This window comes from Buttiauxella sp., assembly GCF_049686335.1.
Taxonomy (GTDB): domain Bacteria; phylum Pseudomonadota; class Gammaproteobacteria; order Enterobacterales; family Enterobacteriaceae; genus Buttiauxella.
Map to the genome: position 1 here is coordinate 108,955 of NZ_JBAVHX010000009.1, position 22,882 is coordinate 131,836.

Below are 22,882 nucleotides of genomic sequence, written 5' to 3' on the forward strand. Positions count from 1 at the left end.
AATGCCCGGCGGTTATGGGACTTTCCGCTCTTTAACATTCAGCAATTATTATTAGGTTGTTGGTTTTGTCTAATGCCAACCGCAGAACTTTTAGACGAAAAGTCGTCTAATGTCTACTTTTACAGATTTTATAGCGGCAGATATGCGGGTGAGATCGGTATCCTGGGACGCAGGGATTGAATGAAGATTGTCCAGAGGCGTGTGGTTTTTTGGTGTGGCAGGGAGGTGGGACTCCCTGCCATGTGGATGAACAGCAGAACGGTTTTGTATGAGAACTATCTTGCATCACTCCTTGCAGGGTTGAGCTCGATAGTCTGGCGCACCTTTTAATCCAGCCTGAATTTAAGTGCGGTTAGCGATTATCAAAAGTATCATTTGAATAGTCGTTTTCCTGGGCTACAGAAATAGTGACATCATTAAATTGCAGGCCATTAACCGCAACAATACGGCCAAATTCTTTTGCCTCAATATGGCATTGGCTAAAACGAATGTTCTCCATCGGTTTTTCTGGGAATGCGACCAAATCAAAGGCCCTTGCAGGCAATGCATAATCAGGGGCTAAGGTGGCTTTAACATTCGATATGCTAATATTTCTTACCTTCGTCATCTGCAAGTGTTCGGGTATTTGCAAAGCAACGGACTGCCACATTTCCGGCAACTGCTCAAGATTCTCAAACAGTTTTCTGTTATATGAATTATGCCAGTCCATAATCCATGAGAATGGGAATTGAACATTCTTCATCTGTAGATTTTCTACAATCACGTCTTCGATAAAACCACCCCGTTCTTTGGATGATTTCATTCTGAATCCGCAATCAGAGTTTTCAAATTCAATGTCATGAATATGTACACCACGAATGCCGCCACTGACTTCACTTCCCAGCGTGATACCGTAGCCAGACTTGATTTTGCAATTATCGATTTCAATGTTTTCGGATATTCTGCCAACCCGATATCCATCGCCATCACGTCCAGATTTGATAACGATACAATCATCGCCACACGAGGCTTCACATCCAGTGACGCGAACGTTGGTCGAGGAGTCGATGTCTATACCATCGGTGCTTGGTCCGTGGTTATCACCGATTTTTACGTTACGAACCAGTACATTATTCGCATAGGTGATTTGCAAATTCCAAAAACCCGCGCGCTCAAAAGTCACATCAGAGATCGTGATGTTTTCAGCTTCGTAAATTAAGCAGGAGCGAGGACGCTTAACCAGATAGTCGGCAATCCAGCGAAGACCTTTTTTATCGTAGTCGACACGCATACCGCTATTTTTATCTGCACCGCAATAAATATCCCACCAGTGTTGGCCTTGCCCATCAATAAGGCCGGCACCTGAAATTTCTACATTATTAGCAGAGATTGCATTCAAAATTGCGGCAGGCCAGGACATTTCCACACCAGCCACTCTGGTTTCAATTTCGGGATAATCAGCAAGATCTGTTGAGCCCAGCAGAGTGGCTCCATGCTCAAATTTTAATTTGCTCCCTTCTTTTAAAAACAGGGCGCCAACCAAATAAGTTCCTTTTGAGATGAATACGCAGACACCTTCATCCGCTCCCTGATTAATAGCTTGCTGAATAGCATGGGTATCTTTTTCGATCCCGTTTCCAATTGCACCAAAGTCTCTGATATCAAGTTGTGTCGTCATGCTAAAAATCTCTTAATGGATGAAATAATTAAATACCGTTGATCTTATTCAAAGTTTTTTCCATATCCAGCGTGGTTTTTTTATTCAGTGGATAGAAATAAATCAGGATCATTGCTGAGGCAAATAAGCAGAATGCCGGGAGCAGATTGGCCATGGTATAAATGCTTTCTTGAACTTCCAGGCTTTGCACGATCCCGCCTGTAGAAGAAGACTGATAGTTAATTAATGCCAACATGAATCCGCCAATCCCACCGGCACAGGCTTGTCCAATCTTTCTGGCGAAGAAATTCACCCCGTAAACGGTGCCGTCTTCACGAGTACCCGTGACGTACTGATGATAGTCACAGACATCAGTCATAAATGCCCAGATCATCAGGTTGAACAGGCCCGCGCCAAGCGTCGCCAGGAACAGGAGAACCAAATAGATCTTAGGATCGGTGATTTGGCAAAAATACATAATCACATACATGGCGACGGAGAACAGCAGTGCACAAACGCTGGCTTCTTTCTTGCCAAAACGCTTTGTTAAGAAAGAGGCAGAAGGTGCCAGTAAAACCAAAGAACCAAAGGTAAACAATAGTGCGATGGACATGGCCTGTTTATCGTGGAAGTAATCGTTGAACAGGTAAGTCATATTGGTACCGGATAATCCCTGGTTAATCACAATAAGCAGATCAACCACCACCAGAACGATGAGCGCTTTATTTTTCAGCAGGCCTTTAACCAACTGGGAAACAGGCACGCTCTCTTTCGCTTCAACACGAACGCGCTCGGTTGTTAATTTACAGGTCAGTGTCAGGAAGATGAAAGCAAGGCATGCACAACCGATGGCTATCCAGAAGAAGTGCTGACCGGAAATGACCTGGCTGCCATCAACGAGAGTTTTGTACATCAGGATAGGAATGAAGAACCCTGTTGCACCACCACCGATTGCCGAGCCCACGCTTCTGTATGTGGAGAGGGAGACGCGATCATCCGGGCTGGAGCTGATTGCCGCTGACATTGCGCCATAAGGAATGTTAATCGTCGATAACAGCGCGCCGTATAAGAAATACGAAACACAGATATAAATGATTTTCCCTGTGTAGGAGAGTTCCTGTGCAAACGGCAAGAACAGCAGAATTGCAACGGCACAGAACGGATATTTCATTCTCCGGATCCAGGGATTAAATCGACCTGTTGCCGTCAGTTTTGACGTGTCGCACATGCGGCCAACGGTGACATCCACAAATGCATCAAACAGCTTGGTGCCAAAATACAATGAGCCAACGATAATCCCTGAGACCCCCAGCACGTTGGTGTAATAGATCATGAGGAAGCTATTCACCAGCCCTAAAATAAAACAGGTGCCCAAATCACCACACATGTAACCAATTTTATCTCGCATACCAAACGGCTTTATTGTTGTTATTTTAATTTTTTCATCGATCAGAACTTTGGAACTCATTGAGTTAACCCTCTTTATTCTCACGTAATAAAAATTAAAGAAATGTATGTGGGTGTGTACCAGTTTTCATCGCTGTCATACATCTAAGTGGCGTTGAGAATAATTGGTATGACAGGATTGTTTGTTGTGCGGGGTCACATAAATAAAAATTGAGCGTTATTACTCCAGTTATTGTGATTTTATTCACATCAGTGATGTTTGATTGTGCAATGCAATTTTTTAAATTGCACAAAAGACTGGAAAGTGGTTCACCAAAATTTATTATTAAACGATAATTTTATTGTTTTTCGGGAAAGGCTTTCTTATTGTTATTCGGCTTGTAATGCTTCGTGCAATGGTTCATCTGTTTGATTTTAAAGTGGGTTTTCAGTATGGGTTCTTAAGCGTAGGAGGGCTTTCCGGGAAAGAATAAGAGCCTTATTTAAGACGACATATAAACAATTGTCAGACAGAATATTTAATTGGTGCAATAACCTGGTTGGGTGTGACCTGCATCCCTGCGGATGATGACGAGAATTTTCTAAATGAATATGATAGACATGGTGGGGTTTATAGGTGGTGCTTGCACCACTATTTCATTTATTCCACAGGTGGTTTTAGTTCTTAAAAGTAAATCAACAAAAGACATCTCTTTAACAATGTATTCCGTTTTTGTGTTTGGTATTTCTCTATGGTTAATGTACGGTATTATGTCGAGTGCCTTACCTGTCATCATTCCCAATTTCATTACCTTTATTCTGGCAGGCTCTATTCTTATTATGAAAATAAGAAATGATATTGTTATGAAAAACAGAGAATGAATTCAGAACGGTATCTCGCATGACGACGGCGAGTACACAGAGCGTAAGAATTTCCAGCACGACAATAATGAACGAAACACCCCGCCGCTGTGCGGGTTTTTTATTGCCTGTCTTAAGAGTTCGCGACTACACCAGGTGTTGCAAGGGAGGAAGTGCTTGAGTGAAATGGTACGCCCTACAGGGCTCGAACCTGTGACCTACGGCTTAGAAGTGCGAAGGTTATATGCTTTTAAGCCTTTAAATAATCACCTAAAAATAAATAAAATTCTTTATAAACATGATAATAACTGAAACATTGTGTTGATGTAAATTGATCGATGTTGATGCTTATAGCTATAATTTACTTACACCAGCCGTTACATTAGAATTTGGTGTAAGTATTCTTTCAGGAGGCAACAAATGGCGCTTGCCAGACAAAAACTCACCTTTGAACGGTTGCGTAAATTCGAGCTGACTGAAGGGAAATCGCAAGAGTTTCTTTGGGATTCAGACGTAACAATGCTGGCTTGCCGTGCAACCAAAGGGACAAAAGCATTTATCTTCCAGAGTGTATTTCTTGGTAAAACTCTGCGCATGACGATAGGCAAGATTAGTGACTGGAAAATTGATGATGCCCGTAGTGAAGCACGGCGACTTCAGACGCTTATAGATACAGGGATAGATCCCAGAATTGCTAAGGCCGAGAAAATTGCTGCTGTAGAATCACAGCAAGCTGAATCACGCAGAGGAAAAGTTATGTTCTCTGCCGCATGGGAAGAATATCTCAAGGAATTGAAAACGGGCATCAGTGCCAAAACTAAACGCCCATACTCCCCACGCTACCTTGCTGACCATATCAGGCTTTCTGACCGTGGTGGAAATGTCAGAAAGGTGGGTGGTGGTTTAACTATTGCCGCGCCGTTAGCATTTTTCCTTGATTTACCTCTATCTGACATCTCTCCAGTTCTCATTACAGAGTGGCTAACAAGGGAAAGGCAAACCCGCCCAACCGTTACGGCCAATGCTTACCGTGTGCTTCGTACATTCTTGAAATGGGTAAATGACCATAAGCTGTATCAAGGCATTATTCCCTCCGACATCACACAAGATCGTAATGTCAGAAAAATGGTTCCGGTTTCAGCTAGCAAGGCCGATGACTGTCTTCAAAAGGAACAGTTGGAAGGTTGGTTCGCTGAAGTAAAGCGGCTAAGCAATCCGGTGATCTCAACTTATCTTCAAGTTCTTTTGCTTACAGGTGCAAGGCGTGAGGAAATCGCATCCCTTAGCTGGTCCGATATTGATTTCAAATGGTCCAGTATGCGTATTAAAGATAAGGTCGAAGGTGAACGAACAATTCCACTGACACCATATGTCTCGGCTATTTTGTCTGAACTTGCTAAGTTTTCGAATGTTGACACTAGTACTGACAGCTGGGTTTTCTGTAGTGACAGTAAGAGCGGCAGAATTGTCGAGCCAAGAAAGGCACATAATCGAGCATTAAGTCAGGCGAACCTGCCACATATCAGCCTTCATGGTTTACGTCGTAGCTTCGGTACTCTGGCCGAATGGGTCGAAGTACCAACAGGAATTGTTGCTCAGATAATGGGACATAAACCTAGTGCTTTAGCGGAGAAACACTATCGCCGCCGCCCATTAGATTTATTAAGGAAATGGCATGAAAAAATTGAGAGGTGGATCTTACAGCAAGCAAATATTGCAAAAAAATAACCGTTGATATGTGTTGATTTCATTTAATATCAATAGATTACAGAGCCACACCTATTGTTGACATAAGTATATTTTAAGGTTTAAATTCCATCGTCCACTTTTAAATCAGGAGATATAGCATTATGTATAATTCTTTGATGAGTTCTGCGCAAACAAGCTCACAGGCTCGAATAGTACGAGCCGTGCGTAAGATCATAGTTGTTCGTTCGAGTAAGCAGCGACAAACCTGTGCTGAGTCCATATTTCAGGAAAGACAGATGAACATCAGGATTCGAGCTGCTCTTGGGCACCTTAATGAAAAAAACTCTGTATACAAAAAAAACAATCGTGATAAAATTTTGGGAGTTTTTTTTGCACGTAACATCTCGCACAAAAATCAGGCCGAAAACTCGCAAGGTAATGCGTCTAAATCAACTAAAAGTACCTCATCCGGTTCAAGCGAAGGTAGTGACCCTGACCCTGAGGCTTATTCAAGCTTGAATTTTTCGTTTTCTTTTTGGTCCTTTCTTTCCCTTTTAATTTCATTACTCTTTGTATATGCCTGCATCTCAATCATTGAGGTGGTAGCATGAGCATATATGAGCAATCTAAAACACCTCTATCTGAGCTTGTTTCCACAGGTGAGTTAGCACATCTACTAAATCTTAAAGCCCAAACAATTAGAAAATGGCTTTGCCAAGACAAACTGCCTAATGGTTTACCGCGCCCAAAGAAAATTAACAGCCGACATTATTGGTTACGCAAAGACATTGATAGATTCCTATTAACCTTCTCAGCATTTTGTAACTAACATAGGCCTCAGGATAATAACTCACCAGCTATTCTAAAGAATAGCTGGCTTAATTAACATAAACAATCCATTAATAGCATAGAATAAATCATCACTGTTTATCACATTTTACATTAACGAAATTCAAGGATACATATGAAAAAACGCATCACTTTCAGCGCAAACAAAAAATCTACTATTGATGCAATTGATGACTATAGCCGTGCAAAAGGATACTCCAGATCAGAAGTGATATCATTTTTGTTAAACGCTACTGCCCCAGTATTAAATAAAATAACATCGCAATATCATATAGCTCAAACTTTAGAGTCAACATTAGGCTGTATTTTTGAAGAGAAGGAATCCTTAACAGCACGGAGTGAGCCGAAATTAACCTACGAAGAGTTTTTTTACTCTGTATGGAACACTCACATTCGACACAGGAACGAAGTTATCGATCAGGATTTTTATGCACACAAAATACCTCATGATAAGATGGGGATGAGTGAAAAAAAATTAATTCATGAAAAGCTCTCATGCATTATAAAAAGTTTTCATGTGAAAAAAGCAATTTTTATTTACACAGATCGACGCGTGAATCACAAACATCTTATTGCAGGAGGGTTATCGAATATCATTCTGATAAAAGAAACAATTTATGATGATTATTTTTTTGATTTTAGCAGCATTGTGATTATACCAACCTTTGAACTTATTACATTTGGAGTTGAAGCAGTGTTGAAACGAAATAAAATCCACCCTGAACAATCATGCTATTGCTGGATACCAATTTATTACACAAATGATCTAGCGGTAATGGTTCCGGTCATTGCCGAAGGCGATGCACCTCAAAAGGCGATAAAAGGAAGAGACGCCATCATCATTAACCCCTTTAACGGTGAAGTTAACCATACATTCTGATACCAATGTTAAGCATAACCACTTAGTTTGCATACATCTCACCAGTATGGAGTTGGTGTTCAATAGCTAGAGGAGGACAAAGATGCCCAGGAACAATACAAACTCAAAGAAAATGCAGGGAAGACCTGAAGGAAGTAAATATTTCCCTCTAATTCAGAATGAGAAGGCTAAGCATTATTCTCAATCCAAGGTGGCAAAGATCTTAGGAATAAGCATTTCCACGGTAAAAAGACACTGGGATAATGGTATCTTTGGGTGATTATAATTGCAGAGTTACTTTTTCAGTTTTTTACTGCATGGATGTTGGCTTGATAACAAGTTCAATTGTTGGAAAGGTATTATATAGCGATCATTACTATCAACACTTAACTAACTACAGACATTCATCTGTGTCTTATCATATTACTCTATACGGCTTTAGAAAACCGTAGAACTAACTACAAGGGTATACATATGGAGTTATATCATGGTTCCCATGGTGAGCATGTGCTCGCCTATAGAAAGCATATTGAGCGAGTCGTTAATGATGCTGTCAGTGAATTCCCTAGAACAATGGCATTACGTGTTGATGCCCATTACCCCCCTATTTTAGATAGAGGTGATACGATTTGCTGTTTTCCTAATCTGGAGCCTGGCGCGATATCACGTTTCCGAAATGCGTTAAATGCCATACTGGAGGCCAATGAGAAAGCTAGAGCAGTCCCCGGTAAAAGAATATATCCAAACCGTGTTCGTCATGTTTGGGTGCGGGAGTTTTCTGATGAGGGTAAATGTCACTTTCATCTTGGTCTTTTTTTTAATAAAGATGCCTATTATCACTTGGGAGATTATGAAACTGAAAATAATCTACGAATGATGATTGCAAGGGCATGGTACAGTGCACTGGGGTTGGAACTGGATGATTATCCCGGATTAGTTCATTATCCTGAAAATTGTCGTTATATATTAGATGTCAATGATGTCAGCTTTAAAATGGAATACAACAACCTACTGAATCGTTTAGATTATTTAGCCAAGCTCGATACTAAAGTATTTGGTGATGGTGACCGTAATTTCGGCTGTAGTCGCGGGTAATTTATTTTTTACAACAATGGCATTTCTTATGGATGGAAAGGCCCGATTTGTTTGTGTTAGATATAAGCAATTTTTAATGGTTGAAAGCCCGTCTTGGTTGGCGCACTGGCCTACCAAATGTGCGGGTTATTCAACAAGATCCCCTCAGTGCTAAATAGGTGCGCCTAATACCGCTACACTTTTGCCTGACCATGTTTTCCTCCGGGGAATGGGCTGGCAGTTTCCATAAATGGCGGACCTTTTTCAGTAACTGCCACATTGAGCGGCACTGATGATTACGGGTTATCGTGTCATGAAGCGCCTGCCATAACCGCTCAACGTGGTTCACCCACGGCGAGTAAACCGGCTGGTAAATGACCCTGAACTTGGGATTTGCTTTCAACCAGCGCTGTGTTTCACGGCTTTTATGGATAATGTAGTTATCTACGATGAGCGTGATGGTTCTTGTCCGTCGATATGTGGCTTTAAGATGTTTCAGCAGTCTGATGAACAGCACCGAACTTTTGCTGTTGCCGCCAACGTAACTGACCTTTCCTGTACCGCTGTGTAAGGCTCCGGCAAGATAATATTTTTCATTCTGACCCGGCGTGACGACTCGCTTTTGCTGCCCGCGAACCTGTAAGTCTCCCGGTTTTAGTTCCACACACTTTTTGAGAGTTCCGCGTTTTCAGCCATCAGCCGGTACTCTTCCGGCGTCAGATTGTTCAGGGATTCATGAGGTCGCTCGCTGTTATATTCCGTCAGCCAGCGCTCTGTAATTTCCCGTGCTTCATTCAGTGTTCTGAACAGGTAAAAATCCAGGATTTCTGTCCGGTACGTCCGGTTAAAACGCTCAATAAAGGCATTCTGCGTCGGCTTGCCAGGCTTGATAAATTCTAGTAGCACACCATGCTCCTCAGCCCATTGTGTCAGCGCCAGTGAGACCAGTTCTGGTCCGTTATCCATCCGCATCTTTAGCGGATAACCGCGGTTTGCCACTATCCTGTCCAGCACTCTCACGACGCGTTGTGCCGGGATGTTCAGGTCGATTTCTATTGCCAGCGCTTCGCGGTTAAAATCATCCACCACATTGAAGGTCCGGAAGCGTCTTCCACAGACCAGTGCATCGTGCATAAAATCTATCGACCAGCTCTGGTTCAGCGCTTCCGGCGTCGCCAGTGGTCCTCAGTATCCACGCTGTCAAGCAACCAAAGATCCTCAGCCTCAACAATCTCTCCGGTGCGTTTATCGCGAGCAGATTCCATCACTCTCTCCTTTTGTAGAATCAAAAATCCAGTATGCTTAGTGTTGGCGATCAAACGCGCGCAATAATGATGCTCCAGAAAAACTCATCGGTGATATCGCTCTCGTTGCCAGTTCCCCTTATAGATTACGAGGTGAGTAAGTAGCACCACTTGTTTTGCCTACAAACGGCATTCGGTTTACACCATCCGGTATCGAAAATGTTTGTTAAACTCTTGGTGATTCAATACCATTTCGTTAGAAGTTGAGAGCAATTCGATTGCCCCCGATCTGTCCAAGCAACGTTTTCGTATTGCTTAACAATTGTAGCCTTACATCATTTTCAGGCATTGACCACGCCTTACCCAGCAATCGAACTGTAATATTGAAATCCCATGGCATCACAGTTCGATTGTCAAATTGAGCAAATGGCCCGTCGCTCTCAGGCACAACCCTGTCTTTAGGGAGCTTAGTAGCAAGAGCTTTCCCAGCAGCAGAGTTGAAAGCAGCCGGACCAATACTGAACCAGCATCCCTGCGCTGAAGCATCCCTCAATTCCGTAACACTTCCAGTGAACCAATGTAAAATAGGAATTCCGTGAGAGGGGAATGCTTTTAAGGTAGCCAGCACATCCGGCACGGCCTGTCTTGAGTGGATGCTCATTGCTCGTCCCCCAACATCCTGGCACTTCCTGGCCACCTCGGAAAACACTCGAAGTTGCATCGCGTAACTAGTGGAATATCGTTTTGAACCATCCAATCCAACCTCACCTACAGCAGCTTCGTTTTGAATCAAATCAAGAAGCATTTCCAATTCCTGGAAACGATCAGCGACAATTTCAGGATGAAGTCCAGGACTGATCATTACCGATTCATGTTTTTGTAAAACATGACTTGTAGCCTGAAAAGCCTTTGGGCTCGTAGTAACTAACCAAGTGAAAACATTACGCTCAATCGCACCAGCATAAACTTCTCTAGCCTTGGGATACAAATCAACGTGACAGTGAAAATCAATCAAAGCAATTTATCCTGAGTGAGTACAGTTTCTAGCTCTTTTATACCTTCTTGCAAAACTCTACGGTACATAGGGCGCTCGTTAATCGGTGCAAAAGCCAACGAGCCACCAAGAAATCTGTCAAGCCCTCTCTTCCTTACATCAAGGATGGCAAGTGCAACAGCCATAGGGTCATCGGGTGCACTTGATTTGTCACTGCCAACAACAGACCCAAAGCGGTAAGACGTTGTATCCCCCTCAGGTTTCCATGCAAGGAAGGCAGCCCGACGGATCAAGCATGGAACACAGCGTCCACAGTGCTGACGATTATAAGTTCGAAAACGGCCACAACTTGTAGAATCAGCAGCCCATTTTTGCAAGAGGTCTTGGTCAAGACATTCCCGCATCATTTCGCCTTTAGTTTTAAAACGATAAGGCAATTGAAGCTGCACATGAATACCTAAAGTATCCAAAACTCTTTGCAACATATCGATAAACATAGGATGCGTTGTTCGAGTACTCAAACTAGATACACGCCCTGGAACCAAAGGAGGATTAATGGAGATCACCCCATTTTCGGGGATAAATATTGTTGGCTTCGGTAGGTTGATTTTTGTTGAAGCAAGTAGTGCAAATGCATAAAAAGCTAATGAACGACCACGTGTAGAAGGTTCGCGCGATCCTTTGAAGCTGATACCATGACTCCATTGATAATGTGAGCCATTTCCCATCAGCATAGCCGCGTATGCCCTCTGTCGCTCTGAATCTTTATGTGCGAGCTGAGAAACAAATAGAGGTTTTTGGCCTTTAGCTACCAAATCAATCCCACCTATTAGACTATCTAGTCCACCCGATAATAAAGACACACAGTCATTGCTGAGAAAAGCGCCGTCTCCTTGAGGAGGTTCCATGCCTGCATTATTGAAATTTAATAACCAATAATCGCCAGTCAGAACTTTTAGCATATCTTCAAGATCAGATTTCAGCGGTAGCCATTTATCTGGATCGCACAATCCAACCGTAAGTTGAATATTCCGAGTCCAGCCATCTGCACTTGTTCTTCTAGGGCTTGATAGATCCGCGCTACATACCGCGAGGCAAAATTGTACAAAATCCCAAATCTCTGTTGAAGGTCGAAACCCACCCCGTTTTAATGCACCATGCCATCGATTCGCAATTGTACCAACACCTGCACGCTTAGCGCCTTTAAAATAGGAGAATACTCGCCCATCAGCAGGAACCTGCGCTGGAATCAGTTCTGCTTTAGCACATATAACTTTAATCATTCTGAAAATACCTCTAAGGCAGACAAGAGAATAGACTGAGCCAAGCTTTTCGGTTCTGTATTTTTTGTAGTTTGTTTTTCCAATACCACTCTAACCTCAGCACCGACCCACTCGCGAATATCAGAACGCCGTTCCTGAATTAATAAAGGATCATATTTTAATTTTTCGTAAGTCTGTCCAAGCTGGAGATCTATTCGATTACAAATCTCATTCGCAATGGTCAACCCCATGACTTCAGCTATTTGCGCATCCGTGAGATTAAATATGTCAACGTCCGGATAAAGTTCATAGAGTTGCGCCATAGCCTCCGCGCCAGCATTACGGAGCGATTCGTCATCAACGCTTCCTGTCCCAGGAATAACCTCTTTCAAAATTTCAAGAGTAAGATCTGTTGCCGAAAGGTTCTCTTGACGAACGTGAGTAAGCCAATCAATCACTCGCTGGTCGTTTCCATCCCTAACAGACGTCAGGAACTCACCAAGACTACCGACACCACTGGCAACACCTCGCATAGTAGCGGCTGCTCGTCGCGCGCCCCCCATTCCTTTGGAGACCATGCTTTTTGTCGCACCACGTAAATTATCGTGGCTGCCATTTTGCAGATATCCCCTAAGTAGCGACCGAGCAGGTCCAAACCGTCGTTCTGGTGCTATTGCACCATCAGGAACTACATTTCCACCGTTCTCCTCCGATGGTGAATCAGGCGAATCTCCTCCACCTGTTGTAGAGTCACTTTCAGGTTTTAACCATTCAGGATCAAACGGTGAGCCTGCGCGGCCTCCCCCACTAGAAGTTGATGTTCCCATTAGCGCCTCCTCCCAAGGTTCCCAATTGCATTCCTAGTTGTTTTTGGTAATTCGTTAAGATCTTTCCATCGTTCTAAAAGTTGCTGTGCCCATGGCTGAGCACCAAGAGTTGGGATTAAACCTGGGCCAATAAGTTTCAGAGGAGCCTGATCCAACAAGCTGACCGCTTTATTCCCAATTTCCGGGTAAACCCTGCAGCACTCAATCAGCATTACAATTTCTTTGCTACTCTTCCAGGTACGTGAGGCACTATTGCTCTGCCAGGCCTTCGTCATCGCCAACTCTGTCTGCGAAGGTCCTATTTTCCTCATAAGTTCAACTAAGGACTCATGACCATTAGTTGCAACCTTCAGTGCGTCTCTCAATTTTCTAGAATCAGGAGTCATATTGTCATCACCGAAGTCACGAGTTCCAGAGTCGCGGCTGAGGTGGAGAAGCGGGCGTAGATCCTCGGTTCCCAAGGCTGGCAGGAGTTGGAGCCATTGCTGAGTAAATGGCGTATTCTTGAAAGGCTCAGGTAAACTACTCTGACCCGCTGCAGCAGCTTCAGCATCCGCCAAAACTTGTACCCTACCGTCATTATCCGAATGAACACGACTAGCAAGTTCCTCAGCAAGGCTTTCGTCGCACCTTTCAAGGAGATGCCATTTTGCCAGTGCGGCTATATCTAAAGTTATTCCCTGTGGCGCAGAAAGAGCATCACGCAAATAAACAGTATTTAAAAATCTTTTCATTAGCCGGGGATTAGCGTTTACTGCTAAAGAGCTATGAAGAAGAGCCGCAAGACCTTGGGCTAAATCCATTAAACTTTTGAGTGCATTAACATGCTCTACCAATTCATATAAAAACTCTTGATTGATCGTTTCACCTTTCCAACTATTACGCAGTTTCTCAGGGATAACGCTAAGAGCATGATTGAACCTTTCCTTACTGAAATGGCCTGCGTTGGTTTCTCGCTCAAGCAACAAAAGCACCAGATACGCTTTTGCCTCATTCAAACCAAGGCGAGGAACATGGAGTGGAACCTGTATTAATTTATCGAAATAGTTAGTTGCAACATCACCCGTAATTCCAGCGCCATCAAAGTGAACCTTCACTGCAGCTTTTATGAAATCATTATCTGCAGCAATAACGAAAGCGCTACGGCGAATAAATAGCAACAAACGAATTGATTCAAGTGTTGAAATTGCTGTTTGTGGCAAACATCTGTCTAAATCATCCACAAATATTACTAACGTGATTTTCAACTCTTCGAGAATACTCTCTAAAGTATCCCTGAATGCCTGAATATGGGCTGGCATCGAAAATGGCTCACTCGGTTTTAGAAGACCGCTGGCACTTAGCTCGAGACTATCTGTATCTGATGATTCATTGCTCGATTTGTCATCCGACGTAAACCAACCAGCCAATTTACTAACGGTTTTTCCAAGAGAACCGATAGGAATGCCAGTAGTTAAAGTCAATGCAGCTTCACCACTTAATTGAGCGACTCGGAGAAGATTTATCCTTCGCCACAGTTCAGATACTTTGTCGGCGATAGTTTTATTTTCATCGGTAAGCCGAACAATCTCGTCTCCCACAATTTGTAACAATGCACTCCTAGCGGACTCAAAATCTTGGTAAAGCCATGGATTAAAAGTGAGCACGACAAATGAATGCTTTTCTAGATTGTTTTCCTCCCTACACGACTCTTCTGATGAAGGCCCCTCCAAGCGTGATGCAATCATTTTCACCAGAGAAGATTTACCTGCTCCCCAGCCACCTGACACGCCTATAGAAATAGGTTCCCCATTAGCCTGCTTCAGCAGGCTTGCACATGCATCAGCAACAACACCAAAATTCAAATAATCGACAGTTGTCTCGTTGTCATGCCACATAGTAAAAAATCCATTTAAAATTAATTTATATCAATAGGATATGAAAACTATTGGTTTCTGGTTCACAAATCCACTCTTGTATAGGGCACTTGGCGTGTGGCCAGCAAATCTACACAGCGCCCTGCAAAGGCGTTTGGTATCGCAAGAGCAACAAAATTACGAGCACGGGTTAAGCCAACGTAGAGTACACGCTTTGCCTCAGCATCTACTCGCGCTTGCCATGACTCGAAGAGTGCTTCAACTCTGTTTTCAGGGGCTCGATTTGGCGGGACTACGACGCATACGGCATCGTACTCACGACCTTTCACTTCATGTACATTGCCACATGAAAAACCGAGAGCTGCGGGCACTTGAAGATGCTTTGACCAATGCGCATTAGGTGGCTGTCGGAAGAAACGACGTACGCTTACACCAGCTGGGAGTGGCAGATGCAGCCTCTCCATTTCCGCGTGAACACAGGCTATCCAGGCAAGCCGCTCTTCATCCGAATCTCTGCACGTTTTTGGAAGGTTAATGAGGAAACTTAGGGCGCATCTCCGATGGGCACGCCGGTCCATACCAAGACGCTCTATGGCTTTAATCAGATGCTCATTTGGTTGACGCACACCCATTAAATCCAGCAATAATATTTCGACTGACTGGACTACATTCTCCTTCGTTTTTGGGGTTGCGGCAGGTGACCAGAACTTTGACACTTGACGAGCCAGCGTCTCAATTCGCGAGTTTCCGGTTGAATTGCTGGAAGTGACACCAGCTGCGCGTAACGCAACTTTGCCTGAGTGAGCCAAAATAATCGCCTTGGTTGACTCCAGTCCCAGTTCCGTAATCCGTTCAAGGAATATCTGACCAATCATTGCCGTTGGACCCCGGCCACCGTAGGTAAGAAGTAAAATTGGATAGTCAACATTCGCACTTTCACCAAGCGACCGATCAACCTGACCTTCTCGCCTTAAAGAGGCTGCTAACTGGCAAATTGCGGGACTACTACGAAAATTACCCGTCAACTCCTTATGTGATGCAATAGGGTATGTATCCTTAAATACCTGTATTCCTTGAGGATTACCATTACGAAATTCGTAGATTGCTTGGTCAGGATCACAGACGAACGTAACATTTACCCCATGTGCTCTGAGCCATGTCAGTATTTGTAGATCGAGTGGATTGCAATCTTGCCCTTCATCAACCATAACTTCTTGAAAACGTGCCGCTAATGCGCGAGCAAGTGCCCCACCAATTACATTATCTCTAATCAACCGCAATGTTTGAGCACGTGCATCTCCTGCACTCATATAGCCAGCTTGTAACAAAGATCTTCGCCGATGTGCTGCTGCTTGTTGGTATCGAAGCTGATGTTGACGGACATGATTTTGCAAACCTACATGTCCGATCCTATCAGGATCAATAATATTGGTTTCTGGATCAAACAAATCTAGGCTTACCGGTTCACCTCGAAAGGCAAATTGACCTGATAAACGAATTTCTATGCCAAGAGTATCCCAACTATCAAGGATGATTGGTCGTATCTGGTTTGATACCGCACAGCTTGGTAGTACAACGAAATGCCTGACGAAAGCATCAAGTGTTCCCATGAAACTAGGATATTGCAAAAGCGTATCGAGCCCAGCAGCCAGGCATCGTTCGCGAAACTCGTCTACAGCGGAGTTTGTGAATGAAAGTATCGCTATGCCCTGACGAGGAGGCAACGTAGCGGCGATCCTCGCTAGCCGAGCAATGATAGTGCGTGTTTTTCCGGCTCCAGGACAAGCATTAACGAAGGCTCCGCCAATGTGGGCAGCAAATGTTTCTTGCTCTGGGGTTAGATTGTTGATGCCAGTCATATACGTGAAGCTCCACGAATTGCATCAATGAGATAAGGAGGTACAACAAATGGTTCACCCGCCTCAATGCGCGAAGCCATAGCTTGCGCCAAATCGCCTTTACGAGTCTTTTTCGCCTCAATTAATTTAAGAAATGCATTAGGGCGATCTTGTTCTGGAATGGCCTCTATTTGCGCTTCCCAGTCTCTACGTGAATTACGATGCAAACGAAGAAACACGCTTTTCAGGAAACTTTCATTTCCAGCGCCAAAAATTTCGTGCTCCAGTGTGTGCTGATTGGTTAGCACGATCAGAGCATCTGGAGCTCCATGCGTTGCCGCCAGATTTTCCAGATCAACTTTCCTATTTCCCAACACGGTTGGGTCCGCATCAGTGATCACTATCAGCCTATCAGCAATACGTGCATCACCGTATGGCCGTAGCAGCACCTCTACATATGGGCGGAAGTCCACACCTTCAATCGGCACAATTACAGCCCCCTTGAACCTAAGCCACCCATCTAAGTCATCGGCTAGCACAAGCTTTTGTGCTAGTACGGGCAACAATAGTGCTTCCGCGATCCCTTCCACCAATATAGCTCTGTTACCAAACAGCAAAGCGGAACGAGTCACGTCAAGATATCGGCTAATTTTATCTAATGTCTTTGGCTTTAGCCCTATTTCGGCAATAGGCACACTAACTGATTCTGAGATGGCTATTCCATCTTGCTCACGATGTCGCGAACGCATGACCACTAGGTGGCGTGGAGAAACCCATGCCGTCAGGTTGGGGGAATGGGTTGTCACTACAATTTGGATGCGACCTTCAGGCTTTCCTGGCTCTATGATGCGTGATGCTGATTGACGCGCTTGTTCTAAGAGGAACTCAAGCACAAGTACCTGTAATTGCGGGTGCAAATGCGCTTCAGGTTCTTCAACAAGGAAAATCGTGAGGTCTGCCTCTTTGGCTTTAGTCAGCTCTACAACAACAGTGGCCATGTAGAGTAGATTTGAGTACCCCAGACCAGAAGATCGAATATCTTCGGGTATCAAACCTGTATCGGCCATACGAAATCTCAAATCACGAGCTACATCGAATAAGGTTTCACTACCAAAATCCAATGCCGCTATCTGCGGACGAACTCCATTAGTGAGTAGTCCGAGAGCTGCACTGATATCAGTATTCATTGTAGTTAATATCTCAGGCCGATTATCCGCACGCCTGACACCAGCGAGGAAATCCTGTTCCTGCTCTTTTGGCAAGAAATTACGCAGCAATGCCATCACTCGAGTGCCACTGCTGGTACCAAGCACCTGGTGTGCGTCCCTTAAAGGAGGGAGATAAACGTGTCTGATCAACTCTGAAGAACCAAGCTCTGGTCCATTGGTGTCGAAACGTCCAGCCCACACGGTAGTCTTACCACGGGGAGCATGTTCGGAACGCGATTCATATCGATAACCGAAGGTAGCCTCACTCTTGGTAGGATCGGGAACTGCAGATATCAATAGACCTTTGAGGGTATCGCTTAGACCTTGGAAAGCCCCTTCGATTTGAAAACTTGGGATGGTCGAATAGCGACGCACATCCTCATCTTCTGGGTATCGTTCGCGACGTCCGCTCAATGGTAGAGTAAGTAATCTGATTGCGTCTACAACATTGGATTTTCCACCATTGTTTTCACCGACCAATACAGTCAAATCTGGGCGGAGACTAACAGTCACATCATCACAAGACCGAAACCGCGAAATTTTTAGTCTACCTAAATACATAAATATCCTTATGTAAGTCTCTTGGATTTATTCATTCACATCAGTCTCAAACTGTATGACAACGGACGGCGCTTCAAGCAATCCACCTAACCTGATCCCATTGGTAGGGATGACATTGGCACAATTAACCGGATCAAAAATGAGCCTGATTTCATCGGTCTGGCCGGTTTCAAGCCCTGATACCAGGGCGAGAATGAAATTATTACCCCGTTCTTTTGCTCGCTGATACTCATTGTTAGACATCTCTATCTGACTCTGAGGACTACGCCCAGTGGCTTTCATCTCGATGAACAGTTTCCAGTCAATAACGCCATCGGCGCCGACGCCATGATTGCGCCGGAAGTCAATAATCTTCTGGTCGTTGGTCGTGTCCAGTGCCTGGGAAAGTAGCTCCCAACCTCTCTGCTCAAGATCCGCATTGGTATAAGCCACTGGAGTGGAAATTGACGTGTTGGTTCCTGATTTTACCGGGGGCGGTGTCGTTTTCAGTCCACGAGCGCCTTTGCTGGTGGTGGTTGTCTTAGCCGTTCCTGTACCTGTTTTGACCGAGGCACGGACCATCGCACCAACTGATGGTTTCAGCGTTCTTGGTTGTACTTGTGCAGAACGACTTTTGGGGGTCGTAACGTTAATTTTGTGTTTTAAAGCGGCATTAATATTTGTAGCGATATCTTCCATGGCTTCAGTACGTGCCTCATCACTTGCCAGCCGGATTGGCTCAGCGACTGAATCGAGACTCTTTTTCCATGCAATAGTCCACTCGGCATCAATGCGTCGACGTTCTTTCGATGGAAACAGTGAAGCGATGACTCGGCCACCGAAATCGCGGTCGCCAATAGCATCTTGATAAAAATGGAAAGCCTGAGAATTATCTAAACTCACGGCTTTGAGCGAAAGGTCAACAAATCCGCCCGGGAATTCTGGTGCTAAAGCGCGGATGGTGGCGGGGGAATCGTAAATATAGAGCGTTGTATTTTTGAACTTATCCCAACTGATAGGCAGCTTATCACGCAGATCAGGCATACTTTTTGCCAGTTCATTTGAAAGATGCTCAATTGCGTGGCCAAAGCGCAATCTTTCCTGCTCTCCACGCTCTTTCGAGTCGGTGTTATCGTTGACACTCTGAAGCTGGGGATTCAGTTCCACAACACGTAGTGCTTTAACCAGTCCTGGAAAATACTGGATATCGCAAGGAGGCACCCAGCACTGGAGGTCGGGAAGCGCTTTGCCTAATTGCTCTCTGAGTTCTGGGTTATCAAGCGAGTAAATGGGCCGTTGTGTCACCCAGCCTGAAGAGCAGAAGAGTGGTAGCGTGCGTAATTTATCTTTTGGGCCTCGCTCCTCCTTCTCGAGCCGTGTCTCCATGTAACGATAAACGTCCATCAGTTGGGATTCTGTTTCGGTGCTATACGGCTTGTGAGACAGTTCACGGCAGTATTGAATACAATCAGCAAGACTCGGTTCGGGAATATTCAGGGCATACCAAAGGTTCTGGCAATGCGATGTCGTACCTCCAGGTACAAATGGCCGCTTTCCATGGAAAATATCGAGTCCTCTGAACAATTCATTGGGTCTGGACCAGCCTCTGCCAGAAACATAGATTAACCCGCTCCCCTCAAGAAATCGGGTCCTGAGTTCTTGGATACTCAATTCGCCGACTCGTGTTGCGAAGGTAATCGTTGCGGGGCAGTGCTTTGCAATGGCCCTGTATATTTGCTGTGTCTGTGCCTGAATAACAATTTCTTCGTTCGTTCGTATCGTTTCCAGTGCGGTCAACAAGTCCCCAATCCTGACATCCGTAATGATATTTAAAACACGTAAAAATTCCTTATCGAGGTCTTTTGCATTCACGCCGCAGATGAAGGTCTGATAAAGCGTCTGAGTTTCAGGTGTTTTCAGCACGGCGGAATGGGGTAAAACCGTATCCCCTTTACCGACTGCAACCCAACTTACATCTCTTAACGTATTCAGCCACGCTGCGGTGACATTCGCTTTAGGATAAAAGTATTTAATGGCTTTGTGTGCGGAGGGAACCGATGAGGTTGGAACATACAGGCGTTGCCAGTTTTTGGTGAGAGTCGTGAGTAGGGCAGGACTCCGCCGTTTTGCGTGTTGTTTGCTTGTTGCTTTGATGCTTTGAATCACGCGTTCGAGATCCGGGGATTCGAAGTCGTAATAAACCAGTTCGGCACCATTAGCCCGAAGTTCTGCTCTCCGACGTTCAGTTACTCCGTAACGATGTTCATCAATTTTTTGTACCCGAGGCGAATATTCAACCCCAAGTAGTAGCAGGAACTTTCTGGCACCACGAGATTGTGTTCCATCCTCGCGCTTGCGCTTCGCTCCTCTAGTTATGTTGGTTTTTAAAATGGCTTCGTATTTTGCTCCAACCCACTGGATACCCGGCGTGTTGTCTGCTGCATCAGGCCAGGTAGAGTTTTCGCTATCCAGAGTTTTACACAGGTAGCTTTCTGAAAGCCGCACTTTTTGCCGTACGATCTTGCCGTTTTTATAGACATAACCATCCAGCTTAAGAATCGCGCCTATTTTGATACCTAAAGCTTTTGCTTCTGTATCCCGCAGTTTATCAAACATGTCCCGCAGCGAGCGAAGATCGTCTTCTGATATTTCGATGCTGTCTTGTTCAAATTTTTCAGCAAAGGCTAAGAGCTCAATCACCGTGTTAGCTTGACTGACAAAGGCGACATTAGCATCCAACCAGGTGATAACCTGTTCGCCTGCATCCCCATCCTCGTATGCCACATGCAGGCGCTGTAAAAGTTGCCAGCGTTGCGCAAATTCAGAAGGTGGGTTCAGCACCAGGGGAATGTCGGTTACATCATCAGAGCTACAAGAAATCGGCTCATTAAGATGTGAGAGTAAGAAAGCGCGGTCAAATAATTCACTCTCTTCATGATGTTCCACCAAGAGTGCGCCCGCCCGGACCCACCATGGTGCAGGTTTAAAATTGAAGAGTTTGTTCTCCAGGGAGTCAAGTAACTCATCTGTGCTGACAAGACTTGAGACGTTGAGTTCCTTAATGACTTCGCGCCAGCGGTCCTGAGTATCCCGGGCACTTCTGTGCAGGGCATGCTGTCCTTGATGGATACGTTCGACATCGTCCTCGCTAAGAAATGCTTTCAACGTTTGCGCTTCATAACTCAGTGCTGAAAAAGGGTAATGGCCAGAGGGTAACTGGACTACAGCATGCTGAGCTAACCAGGTACGGGTTTTATTCAGTGCAGTTGAAAAGCAGCGGTTAAGTACCGAGTTACGCTCTGGATCGACAAGTTCGGTGGTGAGCGGAATGAGGTGCCAGGCGGTTTTCGGGACGGTAGCGAGCATTCCCGCTGCAATATTTCCCACCACTTCGGCGGTGCGCTCAATGAGCCATCGGTTCCAGTCGTTTTCTATAATAGATTCGCGGGAGGTACTTGGATCGAACTGCGCATCCAGTGAAAAGGTGAGGGTTGTGGGAATGTCAGTACGAAAACCAATATAGACCCCGGATTGGGTTCGCTGTGACGAAATAGCAATGGAAATATCGGTGACTTCGCTGCGCGCTTTATGCGCTGGATGTAAATGTTCAGGAACTGCGACTGATGCTCGCCAGATGGTCCAGTCATTCTCTTGTGCTTTGGTGAATCGACACTGGAGTTTGTGCATTCCTGAGTGGTGTAATGTATAGCCCGTATCTGTCCAGTCTGAAAAAGTCAGTGCACGCTGGCTTTTTATGCTGCCATCGAGCTCGCACCATGTTAACTGGCTTACCGAAGCCAGAAACAGCAACCCGTCGTGGCGCCATGAATCAAACCATGCGGTGAGCTCTGACTCATCAAAGGCAGAATTCAGGTCCGCAACAATAAGCGTATGCTGCATCGGGTCGTAAAATCCGGGAAGGGCCGGTTCTGGTGGCAGGCGGTCAAAATCTAACTGATTACAGGAGAAATGATACGGGGCAGAGTGCACTGCAAGCGTGTCGGCAATACGGAGAAGGGTTTTCATACCGATACCAAAACGCCCGCGCTGATCGGTTCGATTAGTCTTGGAAGTCTGATAGGGGAGGACCATGCCGAGCACATTAAGACAGGTAACCGGGGCACCGTCGTGAACTAGCAAAAGTTGTTTACCTGTTTTCGTCTGCCTGAGTGCAAACCATACCTGTGTGGCCCTGACATCATCGGCGTTCTGTATCACTTCGATGATCCCCTGAAAGGTGGCCACGGCAAGATCTTCTGCGCCTGCTGTTGCGCGTTCAACCAGATCTTTAAATATGCCGGCCGCATTTTTAAGTTCGCTGGCCGCAGTATCCATCATGGCGTTCGCAAACTCAGTGGTTCGGGGATCGTGAATATGTGCTGCTGCAGGATCATTATCAATGATAAGTCGGGCGGCATTTTTCCCTTTAAGGGTATCTGATAGGTCGGGTGCTGTGCTGGTGTGCTGGGAAAGGGACATAGAGCAAAAGACTCGCTGGAAGTGATGACAAAGGCTGTAAGCCTGTTATCAGGCCTTTGCAGCCGTACCCTGTTTGATGAGAATGATAGTGGCGTGGCGCACCGCAGACGGCACTATCAACGATGTCTCGTATTGATAAGCGAGGGGCTCGCTTGGTACTGGTTAAGTTCCCACTCTGATTGGATTACGCTAGCTTACCATTTTGTTGTTTGCTAGTGGATGATTTCCGCAGGACGAGATAAGTGGACGTTCTTCGAAAGAAATATAGACAGCAGTTTTC

General features: G+C 45.0%; 15 protein-coding genes and 2 pseudogenes. 6 read left to right on the forward strand and 11 right to left on the reverse strand.

Annotation, left to right across the window (positions count from 1 at the left end):
* Positions 1 to 352: 352 nt before the first annotated feature.
* Together WBL83_RS07470 and WBL83_RS07475 are read right to left on the reverse strand one after the other, a co-directional pair.
* Positions 353 to 1,657, reverse strand: coding sequence for a glycoside hydrolase family 28 protein (locus WBL83_RS07470; protein WP_424588545.1), 1,305 nt, complete (start codon positions 1,655 to 1,657; stop codon positions 353 to 355).
* A gap of 28 nt (positions 1,658 to 1,685) precedes the next feature.
* Entirely contained in the window at positions 1,686 to 3,104 is a 1,419-nt protein-coding gene (locus tag WBL83_RS07475; RefSeq protein WP_424588546.1) for an MFS transporter, read from the reverse strand.
* A gap of 524 nt (positions 3,105 to 3,628) precedes the next feature.
* Here WBL83_RS07475 and WBL83_RS07480 point away from each other — a divergent pair.
* The 6 genes from WBL83_RS07480 to WBL83_RS07505 all read left to right on the forward strand — a co-directional run bounded on the left by WBL83_RS07480 (position 3,629) and on the right by WBL83_RS07505 (position 8,375).
* Positions 3,629 to 3,904 (forward strand): SemiSWEET transporter, encoded by a 276-nt coding sequence (locus WBL83_RS07480; protein WP_424588547.1) that lies wholly within the window; start codon positions 3,629 to 3,631, stop codon positions 3,902 to 3,904.
* 399 nt (positions 3,905 to 4,303) lie between these two features.
* Complete coding sequence (locus WBL83_RS07485; RefSeq protein WP_424588548.1) at positions 4,304 to 5,611, forward strand: tyrosine-type recombinase/integrase; 1,308 nt, start codon at positions 4,304 to 4,306, stop codon at positions 5,609 to 5,611.
* Positions 5,612 to 5,868: 257 nt separating this feature from the next.
* Positions 5,869 to 6,183 carry a hypothetical protein gene (locus WBL83_RS07490; protein ID WP_424588549.1) on the forward strand — a complete coding sequence of 105 codons (315 nt, stop codon included), beginning with the start codon at positions 5,869 to 5,871 and terminating at the stop codon, positions 6,181 to 6,183.
* Complete coding sequence (locus WBL83_RS07495; protein WP_072004856.1) at positions 6,180 to 6,401, forward strand: helix-turn-helix domain-containing protein; 222 nt, start codon at positions 6,180 to 6,182, stop codon at positions 6,399 to 6,401. The genes WBL83_RS07490 and WBL83_RS07495 overlap by 4 nt, the downstream gene beginning before the upstream one ends.
* Positions 6,402 to 6,536: 135 nt before the next feature.
* Entirely contained in the window at positions 6,537 to 7,301 is a 765-nt protein-coding gene (locus WBL83_RS07500) for a hypothetical protein (protein WP_424588550.1), read from the forward strand.
* A 453-nt stretch (positions 7,302 to 7,754) separates the two neighbouring features.
* Positions 7,755 to 8,375 (forward strand): inovirus Gp2 family protein, encoded by a 621-nt coding sequence (locus WBL83_RS07505; protein ID WP_424588551.1) that lies wholly within the window; start codon positions 7,755 to 7,757, stop codon positions 8,373 to 8,375.
* A gap of 173 nt (positions 8,376 to 8,548) precedes the next feature.
* Here WBL83_RS07505 and WBL83_RS07510 read toward each other — a convergent pair.
* The 9 genes and pseudogenes from WBL83_RS07510 to WBL83_RS07550 form a co-directional block, all read right to left on the reverse strand.
* Positions 8,549 to 9,000: pseudogene (locus WBL83_RS07510) on the reverse strand (IS630 family transposase); the annotation flags it as partial.
* Between the two features lie 8 nt (positions 9,001 to 9,008).
* A pseudogene (locus tag WBL83_RS07515) lies at positions 9,009 to 9,536 on the reverse strand (IS3 family transposase); the annotation flags it as partial.
* A gap of 318 nt (positions 9,537 to 9,854) precedes the next feature.
* On the reverse strand, positions 9,855 to 10,613 hold the full coding sequence (gene qatD / locus WBL83_RS07520) for a Qat anti-phage system TatD family nuclease QatD (RefSeq protein ID WP_424588552.1): 759 nt from the start codon (positions 10,611 to 10,613) through the stop codon (positions 9,855 to 9,857).
* Entirely contained in the window at positions 10,610 to 11,875 is a 1,266-nt protein-coding gene (gene qatC / locus WBL83_RS07525) for a Qat anti-phage system QueC-like protein QatC (protein ID WP_424588553.1), read from the reverse strand. The genes qatD and qatC overlap by 4 nt, the downstream gene beginning before the upstream one ends.
* On the reverse strand, positions 11,872 to 12,681 hold the full coding sequence (locus WBL83_RS07530; protein WP_424588554.1) for a hypothetical protein: 810 nt from the start codon (positions 12,679 to 12,681) through the stop codon (positions 11,872 to 11,874). The genes qatC and WBL83_RS07530 overlap by 4 nt, the downstream gene beginning before the upstream one ends.
* The gene (locus WBL83_RS07535) at positions 12,681 to 14,558 is read right to left on the reverse strand and encodes a KAP family P-loop NTPase fold protein (protein ID WP_424588555.1); all 1,878 of its coding nucleotides are present in this window, start codon (positions 14,556 to 14,558) and stop codon (positions 12,681 to 12,683) included. The genes WBL83_RS07530 and WBL83_RS07535 overlap by 1 nt, the downstream gene beginning before the upstream one ends.
* A gap of 62 nt (positions 14,559 to 14,620) precedes the next feature.
* Positions 14,621 to 16,396: a UvrD-helicase domain-containing protein gene (locus WBL83_RS07540; RefSeq protein ID WP_424588556.1), complete on the reverse strand. Its 1,776-nt coding sequence runs from the start codon at positions 16,394 to 16,396 to the stop codon at positions 14,621 to 14,623.
* Positions 16,393 to 18,144, reverse strand: coding sequence for an ATP-dependent nuclease (locus tag WBL83_RS07545; protein ID WP_424588557.1), 1,752 nt, complete (start codon positions 18,142 to 18,144; stop codon positions 16,393 to 16,395). The genes WBL83_RS07540 and WBL83_RS07545 overlap by 4 nt, the downstream gene beginning before the upstream one ends.
* Positions 18,145 to 18,171: 27 nt before the next feature.
* Entirely contained in the window at positions 18,172 to 22,602 is a 4,431-nt protein-coding gene (locus tag WBL83_RS07550) for a sacsin N-terminal ATP-binding-like domain-containing protein (RefSeq protein WP_424588558.1), read from the reverse strand.
* Positions 22,603 to 22,882 lie beyond the last annotated feature (280 nt).

Bases quoted from the DNA above. Each gene is read 5' to 3' on its own strand.
- WBL83_RS07470 (WP_424588545.1), bottom strand. From the start codon at position 1,657: ATGACGACACAACTTGATATCAGAGACTTTGGTGCAATTGGAAACGGG.
- WBL83_RS07475 (WP_424588546.1), bottom strand. From the start codon at position 3,104: ATGAGTTCCAAAGTTCTGATCGATGAAAAAATTAAAATAACAACAATA.
- WBL83_RS07480 (WP_424588547.1), top strand. From the start codon at position 3,629: ATGAATATGATAGACATGGTGGGGTTTATAGGTGGTGCTTGCACCACT.
- WBL83_RS07485 (WP_424588548.1), top strand. From the start codon at position 4,304: ATGGCGCTTGCCAGACAAAAACTCACCTTTGAACGGTTGCGTAAATTC.
- WBL83_RS07490 (WP_424588549.1), top strand. From the start codon at position 5,869: ATGAACATCAGGATTCGAGCTGCTCTTGGGCACCTTAATGAAAAAAAC.
- WBL83_RS07495 (WP_072004856.1), top strand. From the start codon at position 6,180: ATGAGCATATATGAGCAATCTAAAACACCTCTATCTGAGCTTGTTTCC.
- WBL83_RS07500 (WP_424588550.1), top strand. From the start codon at position 6,537: ATGAAAAAACGCATCACTTTCAGCGCAAACAAAAAATCTACTATTGAT.
- WBL83_RS07505 (WP_424588551.1), top strand. From the start codon at position 7,755: ATGGAGTTATATCATGGTTCCCATGGTGAGCATGTGCTCGCCTATAGA.
- qatC (WP_424588553.1), bottom strand. From the start codon at position 11,875: ATGATTAAAGTTATATGTGCTAAAGCAGAACTGATTCCAGCGCAGGTT.
- WBL83_RS07530 (WP_424588554.1), bottom strand. From the start codon at position 12,681: ATGGGAACATCAACTTCTAGTGGGGGAGGCCGCGCAGGCTCACCGTTT.
- WBL83_RS07535 (WP_424588555.1), bottom strand. From the start codon at position 14,558: ATGTGGCATGACAACGAGACAACTGTCGATTATTTGAATTTTGGTGTT.
- WBL83_RS07540 (WP_424588556.1), bottom strand. From the start codon at position 16,396: ATGACTGGCATCAACAATCTAACCCCAGAGCAAGAAACATTTGCTGCC.
- WBL83_RS07545 (WP_424588557.1), bottom strand. From the start codon at position 18,144: ATGTATTTAGGTAGACTAAAAATTTCGCGGTTTCGGTCTTGTGATGAT.
- WBL83_RS07550 (WP_424588558.1), bottom strand. From the start codon at position 22,602: ATGTCCCTTTCCCAGCACACCAGCACAGCACCCGACCTATCAGATACC.